We start from the raw sequence: 17919 nt of genomic DNA, 5'->3' as shown, positions 1-17919 counted from the left end.
CGGGCCAGGTTCACCGCATGCCACGACCACGTCTGCTCGCCGTCCTGTGCGCCACCGCGCTGCTCGGTGGGCTCGTCACCGGCAGTGCCGCCGCCGGCGACGACCCGAGCACCTTGTCGCTGACCACGGACCTGGACCAGATCCTGGCCGACCCCCGCCTGGCCGGGGCGGGCACCGGCGTGGTGGTGCGCGAGGTGGACACCGGCAAGGTGCTCTACCGCAGGGGCGGCGGGGACCGGCTGCAACCCGCCTCCAACGCCAAGCTGCTCACCTCCGCGGCCGCGCTGGAGGTGCTCGGCCCGGACCACCGCTTCACCACCAGCGTGCTGGCCGACAGCTCGTTGCGCGGCAAGGTCCTCAACGGCGACCTCTACCTGCGCGGCACCGGCGACCCGACCACCCTGGCCGCCGACTACGACGCGCTGGCCCAGCGGGTCGCCGGCACCGGCGTCCAGGTGGTCACCGGCCGGGTGGTGGCCGACGACTCCGCCTTCGACCCGGTCCGGCTCGGCCCGAGCTGGGCCTGGGACGACGAGCCGTTCTACTACTCCGCGCAGGTCGGCGCGCTGACGGTGGCCCCGGACACCGACTACGACGCGGGCACCGTGATCGTCCGGGTCCGCCCGGCCGCCGCGGGTCAGCGCCCTCTCGTGGAGCTGACCCCGCCGACCTCGGTGATCACCATCGACAACCGGGCCAACACCGGCGCGCCCGGCTCGGCGAGCACCATCGCGGTGCAGCGCCAGCACGGCACCAACACCGTGCTGGTCACCGGATCCGCGCCCGCCAACGGATCCGCGAGCGCGCACTTCTCCACTGTGGACGATCCGGCCCGCTACGCCGCCGACGTCTTCCGGGCCGCGCTGCTGCGCCACGGCGTCCGGGTGCTGGACCCCAGGATCGGCGCCGGCGTCACCCCGCCGCACTTCGCCGAGCTGGCCGCGCACCGCTCGATGCCGCTGTCGGAGCTGCTGGTGCCGTTCATGAAGCTGTCCAACAACGGTCACGCCGAGATCCTGGTCAAGGCCATGGGCAAGGCCGTGCACGGCAAGGGCACCTGGGAGGACGGCATCCGCGCGATGGCCCCGGAACTGGCCGCGCTGGGCGTGCCTGCCGCCGCGCACCGCCTGGTCGACGGCTCCGGACTGTCCAGAATGGACATGGTCACCGCGGACCAGCTCACCGCGCTGCTGGCCGCCGCCCGCACCCGCCCCTGGTACCCGCTCTGGCACCACTCGCTGCCGGTGGCGGGCAAGGCCGACCGCCTCGTGGGCGGCACCCTGCGCAACCGGCTGCGCGGCACCCCGGCCGAGGGCAAGGTGCGGGCCAAGACCGGGTCGCTGACCGGGGTGAGCGCGCTGTCCGGCTACGTCACCGGCAGCGACGGCCGGGACCTGGTGTTCGCGGTGGTCACCAACAACACGCTCAGCGGCACCAAGGACCTGGAGGACCGGATCGCGGTGCGCCTGGCCGCCCACCCCGGCCCCGCCGCCCGCGCCGCGACCCCGGAGTCACCGGCCGAGGCGGACCCGTGGACCGAATGCTCCTGGCGCAAAGCCTGCTGACCGCGTCAATGAGGTCCACACTCGGAGGCATGGCCATCCCGCGCGACTACGACGACAACCCGGACCGCTACCGGCGCGGCATGACCGCCTCGCCGGGCGCGCCGGACCTGTACGCGGCGCTCGCCGCCGAGCTGCCGGACGGCGGCGCGGTGCTGGACGTGGGCTGCGCCGAGGGCGTGCTCAGCCGCGCGGTGGCCGCCGGCAGCCACCGGCCGCGGCTGCTGGTCGGCCTGGACCGCTCGGCCACCATGCTGCGCGCCCACCCCGGCCCCGCCGTGCGCGCCTGCGCGACCGCGCTGCCCTTCGCCGACGGCGCCTTCGACGTGGTGGTGGCCGCCAACTCCTTCTGCCACCTCACCGATCCGCGCCCCGCGCTGCGCGAGGCCCGCCGGGTGCTGGCCGAGGGCGGCCTCTTCCTGGCCGCCACCATCGCGCACAGCGACTCGCCCGAGCTGGCCCCGGTGTGGAAGCCGCCGCGCACCGCCTTCGACGCCGAGGACGCGCCCGGCCTGGTGCGCGCGGTGTTCGACCGGGTCGAGGTGCGGCCGTGGGACGCGCCCATGGTCCACCTGCCCGACCCGCCCGCGGTCCGGAACTACCTGGTGGCCAGGCTGATGCCCCCGGCCGAGGCCGAGATCAGCGCGCGCTGGGTGGAGGTCCCGCTGACGGTCACCAAACGAGGCGCGCTGATCTTGGCCCGCTAGCCGGACTCCTCGTCCATCAGCTTCTCCCGCAGCGTGGCCAGCGTGCGGCCGAGCAGCCGGGAGACGTGCATCTGCGAGATGCCGACCCGGTCCGCGATCTGGGTCTGCGTCATGTTGCCGAAGAACCGCAGCACCACGATGGTCCGCTCCCGCTCCGGCAGCTGGGCCAGCAGCGGTTGCAGCGACTCGCGGTACTCCACCTCGGCCAGCCCGGAGTCCTCCTCGCCGAGCGCGTCGCCCAGGGAGACCGAGTCGTCATCGGCGATGAGCAGGTCGTCCAGGGAGGCGCTGCGGTAGGCGTTGGTGGCCTCCAGGCCCTCGTAGACCTCCTCGCGGGTGAGCTGGAGGTGGGTGGCGATCTCGCTGGGCGTCGGCGCGCGACCGAGCCGCTGGGACAGCTCGCTGGTGGCCGCGCTGATCGACAGGTGCAGCTCCTTGAGCCGCCTGGGCACCCGGACCGCCCAGCTGGCGTCCCGGAAGTGCCTGCGCACCTCGCCCATCACGGTGGGCACTGCGAAGGACAGGAAGTCCACGCCGCGCTCCGGGTCGAACCGGTCCACCGCGTTGATCAGGCCGAGCGTGGCGACCTGGATCAGGTCCTCCTGCGGCTCGCCGCGCTGGCTGAACCGGCGCGCGATGTGCTTGGCCACCGGCAGGTGCCCGGTGACCAGCGCGTCGCGCAGCTGGGACCGGCGAGGGTCATCCGCTGCCAGCGCGGCGAACTCGCTGAACAGCGGCTTCAGGTGGTCGTATCGGCCGGAGTCGCTGGACTGCGGCTCGGCCGTGTGGTCGGCCTGGGTCACCCGCCCACCACCGAGTTGCTCCTCTTCGCCAGCTCGATGCGGACCAGGTGGAAACCGTCCTGAGCCGGTTCCACGGTGGCCTGCACCGAGTCGGTGAGGGTGGTGAGCACCTGCCAGCCGAAGGAGTCCTTGCGGGGCAGCGCGTCGCCGGCCGACAGCACGCCCGCGCGCACCGTGATCTCCCCGGCGGCCGGCCGGAACTCACAGCTGAGCACGACTCCCGGCGCGGCCAGCCGGACCAGGGTCGAGCACACCTCGTCCACGGCCAGCTTGAGGTCGGCGATCGCGTCCAGGTCGAAGTCCTCGCGCATGGCGAGGTCCGCGGCGACCGCGCGCACCGAGGAGATCTGCAGTGCGGTGGCGGCGATGCGCACCTCCACCGGGGGAATGGCCGGTTCGGAAGTCGAATCGGGCTGCGACACGGTCACCTCGACATCTCGGAAATTGCGGTGTGCTGGCGCGATCACGCTACGACACCTGGACATCATCACCTCAGCTGGCCGGACAAAGATGGACATACCCCGGCGATTCGGCGGCCAACCCTCGGACGACGGGGCGCCGGGCCACCCGGTTTAGCGCTTCGGCGGTTCGGAGAACCCCCAGGGAGGAGGTGCTCCGATGAGGATCGCGATGGTGTCCGACCCGACCGTCTCCGACCAGGACCCACAGGTGACCAGACTGGCCGCCGGGCTGACCGGCGCGGGCCACCGGGTGACCGTGTACACCCGGTCGGACAAGGAGTCGCTACCCATGGGGGAGTTCACCGAATTCCTCGCCCGGCGGTTCCGGCAGCGGCCGCCGGACCTGGTGCACGCGCACTGCTGGACCGCCGGACTTGCCGCGCTGATGGCCGCCGCCAACGCGGGCGCCCCGCTGGTGCAGACCTACCACGGCCTCGGCGCCGGGCAGAGCGACCGGCACACGATCGAACGCATGCTGGGCCGCAAAGCCCAGCTGGTGCTGGCCGGGGACAACGACGAACGGGACCGCCTGGTGCGCATGGGCGTGCCGCGCGGCCGGATCAGCGTGGTGCCCTGCGGCATCGACCTGAACCGCTTCCACCCCGAGGGCGAGGTGGCCACCCGGGGGGCCCGGCACCGGCTGCTGGGCCTGGGCGCGGTGGTGCCCGGCCACGGTTTCGACCGGATCATCGAGGTGCTGCCCGCGGTGCCGGACACCGAGCTGGTGCTGGCCACCCCCAACAGCAGGTCCACAGTGGACGGCGACGAGCTGCGCAGGATCAAGCAGCTGGCGCAGGCCAGGGGCGTGGCCGACCGGGTGCACCTGCTGGGCATGGTCACCGCCCGCGCGCTGCCCCCGCTGCTGCGCTCGGCGGACGCGCTGATGTGCTTGCCCCGCAACGGTTCCTGCGGATCCCTGCCGCTGGCCGCGATGGCCTGCGGCACCGCGGTGATCGCCACCGGCGAGGGCGAGCTGGCCGACACCGTGGTGCACGGCGTCACCGGGCTGCACGTGCGCCCCGAGGACCCGCGCGGACTGGCCAAGGCGCTGCGCGGTTTCCTGGCCGACCCGGCGATGATCGAGTCCTGCGGGGTGGCCGGGCGGGACCGGGTCAGCGCCCGCTACTCCTGGGACCGGGTGGTCGCCGACACCGACCGGGTCTACGAGCGGGTGGTGGCCGGCGACGTGGTGCCAGCGCAGCGGCGGGGCCGCTGATCAGGACAGCGCGCCGTCGAGGGTCTGGTGGATGTCGAAGACCTCGCCGAGGCCGGTGGCGTGCAGCGGGCGGGTCACCGCGTGGGTGGCGCAGACCAGGCGCAGCTCGGCGTCCTGCCGCTGCACCACCTGGCGGGCCTCCACCAGCGCGGCCAGCCCGCTTGAGCCGAGGAAGCTGACCCCGGTGAGGTCCACCACCAGCCTGCGGCAGCTCTCGTCCACCTCGGCGCCGAGCAGTTCCTGGAAGGCCGGGGTGGAGGACATGTCCAGCTCGCCGACCACGGTGATCACCACGATGCCGCCCGGCCGGTGCGAGGCGGTGGTGTCGGCCACCTCGTCCCCTGGCAGGTCGATGGGGTGAGCCTGCTGGATGTGCTCGGTCACGGCGCCTCCTCCTGCCCTACTCGCGTGAATCTCTGCGTCGAGTCGCATCGGCAAGGCGTTGTAGTGCGGAACCCGGCGACCGGGCTGGGCCCGCGCGCCGACACGGCCATTCGGCCGTAACCACCCCCACCGTAGAGACGCGCCCGGCCCGAGACAACCACCCGAGAGCGGTGACCCTGCGTGTCTGGGGCGTGAACCCCGCGCTGACCTGCGGAGGGCGCCGTGGGCGCGGATTTCGCGAGTCACGTCACCCTCCGCGATCAGCCGGGGGTCAGGTGGTCGCGCCGGAGGTGACCGGGGCCAGCCTGCCGGTCTGCTGGTCCACCAGGTACATCCGCGGGCCGGCGATGTCGAAGAACATGCCGATGAGGTTGAGCCGCCCGGCCAGCACCGCCTCCCTGACCACCGGGAAGGTCATCAGGTTGTCCAGCTGCTGCACCACGTTGGCCACGCTGAGCCGGTCGTGCGCGGCCAGCCCCATGTCCTGCTCGACGGCGTGGAAGCGGATCAGGCTGGGCTGGATGTGCCGCAGCCACTCCGCCAGCCGGGACCCGGTGCGGGCCGCGCCGGAGAGACCGGCCTTCATCGCGCCGCAGTCGGAGTGCCCGCAGACCACGATGGCCGCCACCTTCAGCACGTCCACCGCGTACTCCACGGTGGCGCCCACCGAGGCGTCCGCCGGTCCCTCGTCCTGCCGGGGCACCAGGTTGCCGATGTTGCGCAGGGTGAACAGGTCACCCGGTCCGCTGGTGGTGATCAGGTTGGGCACCACCCTGGAGTCCGCGCAGGTCACGAAGAGTTGCCGGGGGCTCTGCCCGTTGGCCAGCTCGGCGAAGAACGGCCGGGCCAGCGGCGCGCAGCTGCGCTCGAACTCGTGCACGCCCAGCAGCATCGAGTCATCCAGCGCGCCGGAGGCCGCACGCGGCCGGGGGATCAGCGCCGCGGCCGCCGAGTCGCCGTCCCGGTGCTGCCACACCGACCAGGGCGCGAACCAGCGCAGCAGCGGTCCGGGCAGCGAGCGGCGCTGCTCGGCGCGGCTGTGCCGGTCGCGGTGGAACCAGGTGTCGCCGTGGTCCTCGCTGACGGTCACCGTGCCGCCGAGCCGCTCGTGCGTGCGGCACCAGCCGTGGATGGCCTCGTAGGCGGCGTGGTCCAGGTAGTCCACGTGCAGGGTGAGCAGCACCTTCGCCCCCTCCGGCACGCGGTGCAGCTCGCCGGTCAGCCGGGCCACGCCGAGGAAGACCAGCGCGCCGCGCACGCTCACCGACCAGGTGTCCTCACCCTCGGCAGGCGGGTTCACCCGGATCGTGGCGTGCGTCAGCCGGTAGAGGGCCAGCGCGAGGGCCAGCAGGATGCCCAGGGTGACGCCCTGGACCAGGTCCAGGAAGACCACCCCGGCGAAGGTGACCGCGTACACCGGGAACTCGCGGTGCCGCCACAGCTCGCGCAGGTGGCTCAGCCGGACCAGCTGCACGCCGGAGACCACCAGCACCGCGGCCAGCGCGGCCAGCGGGATGCGCTCCAGCAGACCGGCCAGGACCAGCACGAAGGCGGCCACCCACAGCCCGTGCAGGATGGTCGAGGCGCGGCTGCGGGCCCCGGCGGCGACGTTGGTGGAGGAGCGCACGATGCCGCCGGCGATGGGCAGCCCGCCGAGCGCGCCGGAGGCCATGTTGGCCACGCCCTGGGCGACCAGCTCGCGGTCCAGGTCGGCGCGCGGGCCGGTGTGCAGCCGGTCCACCGCGACCGCGGACAGCAGCGACTCCACGCTGGCCACCGCGGCGACCAGCAGCACGGACAGCGCGATCCCGCTGGGCGTGCCCTCGGGCAGCACGGGCAGGGTGAAGGCGGCCAGCGGCTGCTCGGGCAGGTCCACCCTGGGCAGGTCGAGGCGGAAGATCCAGGCCACCGCGGTGGCCACCGCGACCGCGACCAGCGCCGCCGGCACCCGGCGCACCCTGGGCAGGCGCGGCCACAGCAGCAGCACGGCGATGGCGATCAGGCCGATCAGGAAGGCCGAGTCGTGGTGCGCGGCGAGCTGGGCTGGCAGGTCGCGCAGGTTGGCCAGCACCGAGGTCTGCGGCTGCCCGCCGAGCACCACGTGCAGCTGGCTGATCGCGATGACCACGCCGATCCCGGCGAGCAGGCCGTGCACCACGGCGGGGGAGAGGGACAGGGCGGCCCGGCCGATCCTGGACAGGCCCAGCAGCAGTTGCAGCAGCCCGGCCGCGACGGTGATCCCGGCGGTGGCGGCGAACCCGTACTGGTGCACCAGCCCGGCGACGATGACGGTCAGTCCGGTGGCGGCCCCGCTGATCTGGAGCGGGGCCCCGCTGAGCGACCCGGCGACCACACCGCCGACGACGGCGGCGATCAGGCCTGCCATCAGCGGGGCGCCGGAGGCCGCGGCGATGCCGAGGGAGAGCGGAACGGCGGTGAGCAACACGACCAGGGAGGCGGGCAGGTCGTGGCGGAGCAGGCTGAGCAGTCGGTTTCCGCTGGTCACACCGGGCGGGGAGTGCACGGGTGGCCGGCTGGAGGTGGTGTGCTCGCTGCTGCGGTGCCGGGGACGGGGTGCGCTGATCATGGCGCGGTGAACCTCCGATGGATGTGCGGTCTCGCGTGCCGCCGTCGGCGGGCACGCGCGTCAGCCCCGGGCTCGGCGGCCCGGCGGTGAAGGGGAGACGGGACGGCGGGCGCGTCAGCGCGCACGCCCGGGGAACATCAGCGGCGGGTTCGCCAAGGCCGGGCAGGCGCGGATAACGGCTCGGCGCACCGAGTCCCTGTCATGCGCGACCTCCGACTGCTGATGACCACCGCGGCGAACTCGTGGCACTTTTCCGCCGCTGTGGTCATCGTCACATGCCTAGTGATCTTCTTGTAGACCCGTCAACCAGTCGGGCAGCCAAGTTCACACCCCTCGGGGACAACCCCCGAACCCCTGGTCACCACCCCTAGACGAAAGTCAGGGACCCGATAACCGGAAGTCCGGGACGCCGAACTGTCCGTTTCTGAAAGACTTGCCCGGCAGTCACAACACCCGAGGGGGACACGAAGTCATGGGGTTCATCACCGAGGCGCTGGAGTCGATCGCCGGCCTGCCCAAGCCAGCCGTGCTCATCGCGACCGGCCTGCTGACCTTCGGCGAGTGCGCCATCGGCCTGGGCTTCATCGTCCCCGGCGACACCGGCCTGCTGGTCGCCGCGACCACGGTCAAGACGGTCCCGTTCTTCCTCACCATGTGGGTGGTCATGACCATCTGCGCCGCCGCCGGCGACTCGGTCGGCTACCTGCTGGGCCGCAAGTTCGGCGTCAAGCTCAGGAACACCAAGCTCGTCGCCAAGATGGGCGCGGAGAACTGGGACAAGGCAACAGACCTCATCCGCCGCCGCGGCGCCTGGGCCGTCTTCTTCGCCCGCTTCCTCCCCGTCGTCAGAACTCTCACCCCAGCCGCCGCCGGCACCTCCGGCCTGGCCTACCGCAAGTTCCTCCCCGCCAGCATCATCGGCGCCACCCTGTGGTCCCTGCTGCACATCGGCATCGGCGCGGGCCTGGGCGAGGCGGCCAAGCGGGTCGAGGGCGTGCTGGGCACCGCCAGCTGGGTCCTGCTGGCCGTCCTGGCGATCGTGATCACCATCGTGGTGCTCCGCAAGCGCGCCAAGTCCAAGGCCGAGGCCGCCGCGAAGGCCGAACCCCAGCTGGAAACCGCGAGCTGACCTCCTCCCGCTAGCTCTCCCGCTCCGCCTCGGCGATCTGGGCCAGCACCTCCACGGTGCGCTCCTCGCCGGGGCGGTGCCCGGTTTTCCGGTGGCTGGCAAGGGCTTTGGCGGCGTGCGCGCGGGCGGTCGGCAGCTCGCCGAGGTCGAGGTGGATCCGGGCGAGCGAGGTGTGCGCCTGGCCGAGCCGGACGCCGTAACCGACCTCGGCGGCCAGGGTGAGCGCGGCCAGCGCGTGGTCGAGCGCGAGCCGCGGTTCCCCCATCGCGTGATGTGTGTCGGCCAGGCCGAGCAGCGCGTCGGTCTCGAACTGGGCGTACCCGGTGTCCCGGCTCAGTTCCAGCGCCTGGTGATGGTGGGCCACCGCCAGGTGGAACCGCTGCCGTTCCCGCGTCACGACGCCGAACACGTTGTGCCCGTGGGCGAGCTCCTTGTGGTCCGCTGACGACTCCGCTCGGGTCACCGCCTCCGCCACCAGGTCCTCGGCCCGGTCAAGCGCGCCCAGTTCCGTGTGCACCGCGGCCAGGCCGATGAGCGTGTTCAGCTCCCCGTACCTGCCACCCATCCGGTCGAAGACCGCCAACGCCTCGTGCAGCCTGGCGAGCGCCCCCTCGGGATCGCCCAGATCCCACAGGACGAAGCCGAGGTTGTTGTGCAGCACCGCCTCGGAGTTGGCCAGACCCCGCCTGCGCGCGATCTCCAGCGCGCGCAGGTAGCAGTTCCGCGCGGTGTCCAGCTGACCGAGCTCGCGCAGCACGATGCCGAAGTTGCTCAGCAGCGGCACCTGCCGGTACTCGTCGCCGAGCGCCACGTACATCTCCAGCGCCTGCCGGTAGCAGCGGATCGCCTGCCGGTGATCCCGCCGGTCCACGTGGTTGATGCCCTGGTTGGCGATCACGTTGGCCAGCCGCACCTGTTCCGGGCTGTCCGCCAGGTCGGCCCGCGCCAGGTCCAGGTGCTCCATCGAGGTGTCCTGCTGACCGAGGAACCAGTGCAGCACGCCGAGCCCGTGGTGCATGCACGCCTGTGCGATCGGGTCCTCCAGCCGGATCGCGCTGCGCAGCCCGGCTTCGGTCGTGGTCAGCCAGTCGTTGAGCAGCCTGGCGTGCTGGAAGTAGCCGCGCAGCGTGTCGGCCAGCCGCCACGCGCGGTCGTCCCTGGACTCCTCCGCCGCGCGCAGCGTGGCGGCCACCAGGTTCGGCCGCTCCAGGTCGAACCAGTGCCGCGCGGCGCGGTGGTCGGGGAAGCCGCTCGGGCCGGTGCCGGGCGGTGGATCGTCCAGCCTGGTCCGGGACACCTCCCGGTACAGCAGCTCGGTGGCCCGGTCCGCGCCGTAGAGGTAGAAGTCGAACCAGCGCTGGAACGCCGCGTCCCTGGACTCGGCTGATTCCTCGGCGTGGCAACGGTGTTCGGCGTAGAGGCGGATCAGGTCGTGCAGCTGGAACCGGCCGTCCTCCTGTCGCTGCACCAGGTTCGCCGTGGCCAGCTCTTCCAGCAGCGAGGCCGCGTGCCGCTCGGGCACACCGATCAGCGCCGCCGCGGACGCCGCGGTGAAGTCCGGTCCGGGCACCAGCCCCAGGAACCGGAACAGTCGCTGGTGCTCCGGCAACAGGGTCCGGTAGGAGCGGCCGAACGCCTGCTGGACGGCGGCCTCCGGATCCCCGTCGATCGCCAGCGAGGTCAACCGGTTCCCGCCGCTGATCTGCCGTACCCGGTTGGCCAGGCAGGTTCCGGTCGTCTCGGCCAGGTTCGCCGCCGCGATCCGCAGTGCCAGCGGCAGGTGCGCGCACAGCTCGGCGAGCTCATCCAGCGCTTCCGGCTCCGCCGAACCCAGCGTGCGGGTGAGCAGTGCCAGCGCGTCCTCGTGCCGCAGCGCGTCCAGGGTGACCGTCAGGCCGAGGCCGGGGAGCTGGTTGCGGCTGGTGATCAGGGCCGCGCAGCCCGGTTCGGCCGGGAGCAGCGGCAGCACCTGCTCCGCCGCCGACGCGTTGTCCAGCAGCACCAGCACCCGTCGCCCGCGCAGCACCGAGCGGAACAGCTCCGCCTGCTGCTCCTGTTCCAGCGGGATCTGCGCCGGCGGCACGCCCAGCCCGCGCAGGAACCGGGCCAGCACGTCGGTGGGGCGCAGGGCGGCCTCGGTGGCGTAGCCGTGCAGGTTCACGTGCAGCTGGCCGTCCGGGAAGTCCGCGCGCAGCCGGTGGCCGACCCGGACCGCGAGCGCGGTCTTGCCCACCCCTGGCGGGCCGGAGACCAGCACCGGGCGGCCGCGGCGCAGCTGTTCGGCGACGCGGTGGCCGAGGCGGTCCCTGCCGACGAAGTCACCGATGTCCGGCGGGAGTTGACAGACGGGCTGCCAGGCGGCGACCGCGGTTGTCATCGGCGCGGGCGCGGCCAGGGCCGGGTCGTTGGTCAGCACCGACTGGCGCAGCTCGCGCAGGCGGGCGCTGGGTTCGACGCCGAGCTCTTGGCGCAGCACGTCCGCGGCCCGCTGGTAGGTCTCCAGCGCCTCGGCCTGGCGCTGGGTGCGGTAAAGGGCGAGCATCAGCTGGTGCCAGAACTCCTCGCGCAGCGGGTGCTCGGCGGTCGCTTTCCACAGGTCCGGCACCAGTGACTCGTGCCTGCCCATGGCCAGCTCGGTGTCGAAGCGCAGCGCCAGGGCGTCCAGCCGTTCGGTGTCCAGCGGGTCGCCGTAGTCGCGGCGCAGCGCGGCCGAGGTGATGTCGGCCAGCGCCGGGCCGCGCCACAGGGCCAGCGCGGAGTGCAGGACGGCGGCGCGTTCGGCCGGGTCCGCGGTCTGCCGGGCGGTGTGCAGCAGCTGCCGGAAGCGGTGCGCGTCGGCGGCCTCCGGCTCGGCCGCCAGCCGGTAGCCGCCGGCCACGGTGCTGATCAGCCCCGCGCCGAGCAGATGTCGCAGCCTGCGCACATAGGTGTGCAGGGCCCCGCGCGGATGTGCGGGACGGTCCTCGTCATCCCACAGGTAACCGACCAGCTCCGTGGCCTCGACCCGTTGCCCGGCCCGCAACACCAGGCACGCCAAGAGGGTTCGATGCTTCGCCGCCTCCACCGGTGCGGACCGTCCGGACAGGACGATCTCCACCGGTCCGAGCAGCCGGAACTCCACGCCGCGACCAGCCATTGTTGCCCCCTCTGTAGTCCTTTCGGACCACACCCCGGAGGCAGACTAGCTGGTCAGCCGCTCAACCGTCGTCGGAAAGCGGCAAACAACCCACGCCTGGCCGCGGCCGCCACATCCGGCGCGGCCGGGAAGCGGTGCGGGGCGCCGTGCTGGCCCCGGTGCGCCGCGTCGGGGTCGAGCACGAACTCCGGGCGCAGGTGCTCGGTCTCGTAGTAGCGGTGGAAAACCGGGGTCAGCGAGCCGGACATCGGGGGAACGATCCAGCTCCAGTCCGCGGGGCAGGTCCGCCCCGCCTTCTCCTCCCTCTTGAGGTGGGTGAGGAAGCGCTCGGACTCGGTGTGGTGGTCGGTGATGGTGACCCCGGCCGAGGCGTAGGAGTGCAGCACCGCCCGGTTGATCTCCACCAGCGCCCGGTCCCGCCACAGCGTTGCCTCCGAGCTGGTGTCCAGGCCGAGGCGCTCGCCGATCTCCGGCAGCATGTCGTAGCGGTCGGCGTCGGCGAGGTTGCGCGCGCCGATCTCGGTGCCCATGTACCAGCCGTTGAACGGGGCGGCCGGGTAGGAGACGCCGCCGATGGACAGCCGCATGTTGCTGATCGCCGGGACCGCGTGCCAGCGCAGGCTCAGGTCGGTGAACCAGGGCAGGTCGGGATGCTCCAGCGGCACCTCCATGACCACGTCCCTGGGCACCGGGAACAGCCGCACCCCCTCGTGCGCGGTCTCCACCGCCAGCGGCAGCAGGTCGAACGGGCTGCGCTGGGTCGGCGGCCGCCAGCCCAGCTCGGTCACCGCCCCGGTGAACCCGGCGTAGCGCGGATCGCCGACCACGTTGCCGAAGGCGTCCCGGTAGCCCGCGTAGCGGACCAGCTGCTCGTTCCAGACGCACGGGCCGGGCTGCTCGGGGGTGTCCGGCGCGAACACGGTCATCACGGGCCGGACGCGGCCGGCGTTGGTGGCAAGGCGCAGGTGCTCGACGCACTCGGCGGCGACGTCCGCGGCGTTGGTGACCTGCCGCAGGTCGCGCACGGCCAGGCTGCGCCAGTACAGGCGGCCGATGCACCGGGCGCTGTTGCGCCAGGCGACCCGCGCGCCGAAGACGAGCTCGTCGGGAGTGTGCAGGTAGGTGCCGCGAAGGGCGATCTCGGCCCGGACCGCGGAGAGCCGGGGCTCCACCGGCCCGGCCTGGGGATTCTCGGCGTGGAAGAGCCGGAGGAAGTCCTCCGCCTCGTCGACGTCGACACCCTCGCCACCACCCGCCCGCACCCCCGTCTCCAGGGGCATCGCCCCGTGCGCGACTGGGCAGGCCATGGGGGCCATCGGTCGCTCGCTGAGGGTAGTCACGGCGCGGAAACTTAACCCGGCAAACATGTGACCGGTGACCGCCAGATGGGCCATGAGCTGCGGTTTAGTGGTGCACACTAACGAGGAATCTAGTTACGGAGGGTGCGGTACTTGACCGGTGCGGGAGGCGGCTTGAGGTCCCGGCAGGGTGGTGCGGGGTGGGTCTGGACACGAGAAACGGGTTGTCTCGCCGCCGCCGAGACAACCCGTTCCGCACATGTCAGATAGCCAGACCCCGTGCGTCGCCCTCCTGGTCACGGGTGCGTGAGGTCGTCCTTCTGGTCGCAACCTGGGGTGTTGGGATGCGTGAGATCGTTGGTCGTCGCACCCGGCGAGACAGGGTGTGTCAGGTCGGTCAACATCCCCCGCGCCGGTCCGAAGGGGTGCGTCAGATCTGTCGTCGACGCTTGCCAGTCAGCGGTGACGACGGTCTGGCCGGAGCCCGTAGGCGACGAATAGATATCGGTGGATTGAGTCGTGCTGTCCGCGAGTGGAACAATTCCCGCGTAAAGTGTCATCAGAAGGGCAACGAACATGCCTGCCTCCTTGGGTAGTTATCTGTCATGAGTTCTGCCGAGCGTGTCAGCACCGAACGTGAGCTTGCGGCGACGTTCGGTGAGAGGCTGCGTGCGCTTCGCGTGGCTCGAGGCCTGACCCAGCGTGATCTTGCTGGTGAGGGCCTGTCCAGTAGCTACCTCTCCCGGCTCGAGTCCGGTCAACGGATGCCCACACCGAAGGTCGTCGAGCAGCTCGCGGCCAGGCTCGGTGTCGCGGCGGAGTCCTTCGCCGGGCTCGGCAACGGCAGCCGTCCGAGCGGTGGCGTGTTCCTGGCCGGTGCCGCGCGAGTCTTCGACCACCTGCTCGCGGGCCGGATCTCCGAGGCGCTGGATGTTCTTGACATCATCCGGCACGACGTGCGTGAGCCGCAGGCGAGGTGGCTGTGCGAGTACGCTGCCGCGTCCTGCGCCAGCAGGCTCGGCCGCACCCAGGACGTCGCTGACCGTCTTGCCACGATCGAGCCGATGTACCGGGGCCTGCCGACCTCCGCCAGGACGCTGACCTCGACCCTGCAGACTCTGGCCGCACGCGAGCTGGGCCGTAACCGCGAGGCGGTGGAGTTCGGGCAGCGGGCCGTCGCCGAGTCCGACGCGCTGATCGGGACCGATGACTTCCCCGCTGATCAGGCAGCCCTGCTCCGGGTGAAGGCGCGAACCACCCTGGCCGCGGTGTTCGGTGTGTCCGGCAGGCTGATGGAGGCTGTCGACATTGCCCAGGAGGCCGTCCACATCACCGCCGCCTTCGCTGAGGTGTGCGCTGCAGAGGACAAGCGGCTCGCCGATGAGCTTCTGGTGGTCAGCCACTGGATGCTCGCCGTCGCGCTCACCCGCACCGGGGATCTCGACACCTCCGCGAAGCACTTCGAGCTGGCTTTGCAGCCGGACGAGGAGTCCATCGGCGCGGAGCTGTGGTGCCGCGTGCGGGTGGGTTACGTCGGCATCTTCCTGGAGTACGACGTAGTGGCGGAGCAGGCCGAGGCGCTGCTGAACCAGGTGACGGAGACCCGGCGCAGTGCAGGTGGCCAGCTCGACGCCCAGGTGCTCATCCTGCGCGCGGAACTGGCCCTGCGTGCCAACGACCCGCCCGGCGCGCTTCACAGTGCTCAGGCCGCGCTGGACTCCGGAGTGCTGGGCACCGGCGACCGGATCCGCACCCTGATGACCGTGGTCAAGGTGAGCACCGACCTGGGGCTGGAGGAGAGGCGACTTTCCGCTCTTGACGAGTTGCTCCAGCACCTGGACACCGCGGATCCGGAGGAGGTGCGGCCCGCTTTGCTCAAGGAGGTGGCTGCGCTGTCCGTGCGGACTTTGCGCAACCACCACGGGCGCTCCTGACGGCTTCAACGTGACCGGCACGGCTGGGGCCGCCGTGCGGACGTTTGCGCGCGCGGCGGTGCGGCACTTTCCACGCACAGTCATGTCTAGCCCAAACGGGTGTCGACGCGGATCTGCATGCTGTGCCTCTGGTGAGTGTCGTAGCGGCCGTGGTGTTCACCCACGGTGTTTATGAGGCGAGGGTAAGAGTCTCGTTCGTGCTGCGTCAACGTGACAGGGCTGGGTTGGAGCGTGTGTCAACTGGTTGGCAATCCTTCGATCGGGGGGATTGGTGACTGTGGGTGGCGATCAGCGGGGGGTCAGGGGTCCCGACGAATGTCGGTTGTGACATGTACGGGTGATCTGAACGGGTCGGGTCGTCGCGGGTTGTTGACTGGTTAATTGACCATCAGTCAGGGGGTCGGTACCATGCTGTTGTCATCAGTTGTCAACTCGATGATCAGCATTTGCCAGTCATGACTGGGGCCGTCTGAGCAGGGGTGTGTCATGTCGCTGAGCCAGCGTCCAGGCGCGGTGCGACCGGGGAGCTTCGGGCAGTCTCCGCGTGAGGGAGAACCGCGCGCGCAGGCAATCAAGGTCCTGGTCGTCGACCGGCACCCGATCGTCGCGGACGGGCTGCGCGCCTGTTTCGCCCAGCACTCCGACCTCGAGTTCGCTGGTGCGCTCCAGGACGCGGAGCACATCGTGGACGAGGTGACCGCTCGTCGTCCCGACGTCGTGCTCGTCGATCTGGACCTCGGTGAGGTGGACGGGCTCGAGGTGGTCAAGGCGGTGCTGCGCACCCGGCTGCCCATCGTCGCCGTGGTCTTCTCCGACCAGCGTTCCCGCGTTGGCGCGGCGCTCCAGGCCGGCGCCATGGGCTTCGTGCTGAAGTCCGCGACGGGGGACGAGGTCATCGCGGCGATCCGGCAGGCGCGCAGCGGTGTCACGTCGATGTCTCCACAGTTGTCACCGCTGACAGTCACGCCGCTGCCCCGGGCCCAGATACGTTCCGTGCTGTCCGGGCGGGAACTGGACGTGCTGCGACTCGTCGCCGAAGGTCACACGAACGCGGAGATCGGCAGGCGCCTGTTCGTCGCCGAGACCACGGTCAAGACCCACCTCCAGCGGATCTTCGCCAAGCTGCACGTCAGCGACCGCGCCGCGGCCGTGGCCACCGCGCTGGCCACCGGGCTCCTGGTGGCCGGGCCGGACGGCTTCGGCGGCCAGGTCTACTCCTTCCGGCCGCACAACGTCGCGGTCATGCCGCTGCGCCAGCAGGCGGTCGGCGGTTCCTGACCGGCACCACCAGCCTCTGGTCAGCGCGGCGCGGGTGCGTCGCGCTGACTGCTGTCTCCGGGTGAGGCGCCGCCACTCTCACCCATCTGGCCGCGCCGGTGGGCTGCCCGTTCGGCAGGAACTTCGGGCACACTGGTGTCGTTGAAGCAAACAGAACTGTTCTGTTTGAGGTGGGGGCACCGATGCGGTATCAGGTCGCTGTCGATGGCGGAGCGATCGAGGTGGTGGTTCACCGGCCGGTCTGGCTGGGCCCGCTGCCCTGTTACCTGCACCTGCCCAGCGGATACGACAGCCACGGCGAGCTCTCCGACCTGGCCACCGAGGCCGGCTGCGCGATCGTCTCGGTCGAGCACCGCCTCGGCTTCGGGCACCCGTTCCCGGTCGCCCTCGAGGACTGCTACTCAGCGCTGATGTGGCTGTTGGACAACGCGGCCCTGCTCGAACTCGACGCCACCCGGCTCGCCGTCGGCGGCGCGCGCGAAGGCGCCGACCTGGCCGCGGCCCTGCCGTTGCTGATCAAGGAACGCGGTGGGCCCGCGATCGTCTTGCAGGTCCTGGAGCTGCCCACGCGGACCCCGGACCCCGGCGCGGACCTGGCCGGTCTGCCGCCCGCGCTGATCGCGGTGGGTGAGGCGGACACCGGTCGCGCCGCCGCGGAACGCTATGCCCGGCGGCTGACCAAGGCCGGGGTGCCGAGCACGCTGCACCGGCTCGGGCCGGACTCCTTCGCGGCACTGCCCTGGCGGATCGAACTGGCCCGCACCCTGCGCGCGGCACACGTCGCCACCCGGCTACCGGCCTGACCTAGCGGGCGCTGTCTTTCGCGCAGGTCCACAGGCAGAGCAGCTGCATGCTGAAGCCGACCGCGAGCACGATCGCCATGTCGAAGGCCTCGGCGCTGGCCGCGAGCACGGCGAGCGCGGCCACCAGCACCATGACCAGCGCGAGTGCGTGCCGCCGCGGGTGCCAGGACCGGGTGACCGGCGCGGGGCGGGGGACGTGCGCGCGCCGGGGCCGGAGGGCCGGGCGGGGTGGGTGGGTGAAGGGCATGGTCGCGGTGCGGCGGGCCCGCCGGGCCGGACGCCACTGGAGTTCGACACGCACACGGTCACGTGCCGGGCTCGGCTCGAGCAGAGCGGTACCTTCGTCAGGACCGCTGGGGCGGGGTGGCGCTGCGTTCACCGGACCGTCGTTTCCTCAATCACCCTGTGGTTGCGTCAACAAACGTTGTCGCATTGTTGCTTTTACGGGTTGACTTTAGTGCCTTTGGGCTAGTTGTCGACCCCGAATGTCGGTACTTGAGTCTCGAAAGTGCGCTAGGTCACGTTCGGATGGGGTGCGGAATGCGGCGTTGGTTCCTGGTCGCGATGGCGGCGGGACTGGCATTCACAGCAGGTTGTACGGCCAAATCTCCGACCGGAGCG

Annotated in this window: 15 protein-coding genes; 7 read left to right on the top strand and 8 right to left on the bottom strand. The window is 71.7% G+C overall.

Going from position 1 to position 17919, the window contains the following annotated elements; genetic code table 11:
* The first annotated feature begins 17 nt into the window (after positions 1–17).
* Together dacB and N8J89_RS32230 are read left to right on the top strand one after the other, a co-directional pair.
* Positions 18–1565 carry a D-alanyl-D-alanine carboxypeptidase/D-alanyl-D-alanine endopeptidase gene (gene dacB, locus N8J89_RS32235; protein ID WP_283660760.1) on the top strand — a complete coding sequence of 516 codons (1548 nt, stop codon included), beginning with the start codon at positions 18–20 and terminating at the stop codon, positions 1563–1565.
* Positions 1566–1594: 29 nt separating this feature from the next.
* A complete protein-coding gene (locus N8J89_RS32230) occupies positions 1595–2269 on the top strand; it encodes a class I SAM-dependent methyltransferase (protein WP_283660759.1) in 675 nt (224 codons plus the stop codon).
* Here N8J89_RS32230 and N8J89_RS32225 read toward each other — a convergent pair.
* Together N8J89_RS32225 and N8J89_RS32220 are read right to left on the bottom strand one after the other, a co-directional pair.
* Positions 2266–3072, bottom strand: coding sequence for a SigB/SigF/SigG family RNA polymerase sigma factor (locus N8J89_RS32225; protein WP_283660758.1), 807 nt, complete (start codon positions 3070–3072; stop codon positions 2266–2268). The two genes, N8J89_RS32230 and N8J89_RS32225, sit on opposite strands and share 4 nt — an antisense overlap.
* Positions 3069–3500 carry an ATP-binding protein gene (locus N8J89_RS32220; RefSeq protein WP_252485403.1) on the bottom strand — a complete coding sequence of 144 codons (432 nt, stop codon included), beginning with the start codon at positions 3498–3500 and terminating at the stop codon, positions 3069–3071. The genes N8J89_RS32225 and N8J89_RS32220 overlap by 4 nt, the downstream gene beginning before the upstream one ends.
* Positions 3501–3690: 190 nt before the next feature.
* Here N8J89_RS32220 and N8J89_RS32215 point away from each other — a divergent pair, with 190 nt between their 5' ends.
* On the top strand, positions 3691–4749 hold the full coding sequence (locus N8J89_RS32215; RefSeq protein WP_283660757.1) for a glycosyltransferase: 1059 nt from the start codon (positions 3691–3693) through the stop codon (positions 4747–4749).
* Here the strand turns inward: N8J89_RS32215 and N8J89_RS32210 are convergent, their stop codons facing one another.
* On the bottom strand, positions 4750–5133 hold the full coding sequence (locus N8J89_RS32210; protein WP_283660756.1) for an STAS domain-containing protein: 384 nt from the start codon (positions 5131–5133) through the stop codon (positions 4750–4752).
* 271 nt (positions 5134–5404) lie between these two features.
* Positions 5405–7720, bottom strand: coding sequence for a SulP family inorganic anion transporter (locus tag N8J89_RS32205; RefSeq protein ID WP_283660755.1), 2316 nt, complete (start codon positions 7718–7720; stop codon positions 5405–5407).
* A 472-nt stretch (positions 7721–8192) separates the two neighbouring features.
* Here N8J89_RS32205 and N8J89_RS32200 point away from each other — a divergent pair, with 472 nt between their 5' ends.
* A complete protein-coding gene (locus N8J89_RS32200; RefSeq protein WP_283660754.1) occupies positions 8193–8849 on the top strand; it encodes a DedA family protein in 657 nt (218 codons plus the stop codon).
* 10 nt (positions 8850–8859) lie between these two features.
* Here the strand turns inward: N8J89_RS32200 and N8J89_RS32195 are convergent, their stop codons facing one another.
* The 3 genes from N8J89_RS32195 to N8J89_RS32185 form a co-directional block, all read right to left on the bottom strand.
* Complete coding sequence (locus N8J89_RS32195) at positions 8860–11985, bottom strand: AfsR/SARP family transcriptional regulator (RefSeq protein ID WP_283660753.1); 3126 nt, start codon at positions 11983–11985, stop codon at positions 8860–8862.
* 53 nt (positions 11986–12038) lie between these two features.
* Positions 12039–13265, bottom strand: coding sequence for a nitric oxide synthase oxygenase (locus N8J89_RS32190; protein ID WP_283660752.1), 1227 nt, complete (start codon positions 13263–13265; stop codon positions 12039–12041).
* Positions 13266–13579: 314 nt separating this feature from the next.
* Positions 13580–13861 (bottom strand): hypothetical protein, encoded by a 282-nt coding sequence (locus N8J89_RS32185; protein ID WP_283660751.1) that lies wholly within the window; start codon positions 13859–13861, stop codon positions 13580–13582.
* Between the two features lie 27 nt (positions 13862–13888).
* Here N8J89_RS32185 and N8J89_RS32180 point away from each other — a divergent pair, with 27 nt between their 5' ends.
* The 3 genes from N8J89_RS32180 (at position 13889) to N8J89_RS32170 (ending at position 17298) form a co-directional block, all read left to right on the top strand.
* Positions 13889–15217, top strand: coding sequence for a helix-turn-helix domain-containing protein (locus tag N8J89_RS32180; protein ID WP_283660750.1), 1329 nt, complete (start codon positions 13889–13891; stop codon positions 15215–15217).
* Positions 15218–15703: 486 nt separating this feature from the next.
* Positions 15704–16495, top strand: coding sequence for a LuxR C-terminal-related transcriptional regulator (locus N8J89_RS32175; RefSeq protein WP_283660749.1), 792 nt, complete (start codon positions 15704–15706; stop codon positions 16493–16495).
* 182 nt (positions 16496–16677) lie between these two features.
* The gene (locus tag N8J89_RS32170) at positions 16678–17298 is read left to right on the top strand and encodes an alpha/beta hydrolase (RefSeq protein WP_283660748.1); all 621 of its coding nucleotides are present in this window, start codon (positions 16678–16680) and stop codon (positions 17296–17298) included.
* Position 17299: 1 nt separating this feature from the next.
* Here N8J89_RS32170 and N8J89_RS32165 read toward each other — a convergent pair whose 3' ends face one another.
* Complete coding sequence (locus tag N8J89_RS32165) at positions 17300–17599, bottom strand: hypothetical protein (protein WP_283660747.1); 300 nt, start codon at positions 17597–17599, stop codon at positions 17300–17302.
* Positions 17600–17919: the final 320 nt, after the last annotated feature.

Source organism: Crossiella sp. CA-258035, assembly GCF_030064675.1.
Lineage (GTDB): Bacteria > Actinomycetota > Actinomycetes > Mycobacteriales > Pseudonocardiaceae > Crossiella.
The sequence above is the reverse complement of the archived record's forward strand: the minus strand, read 5'-3'. Positions and strand labels throughout refer to the sequence as shown.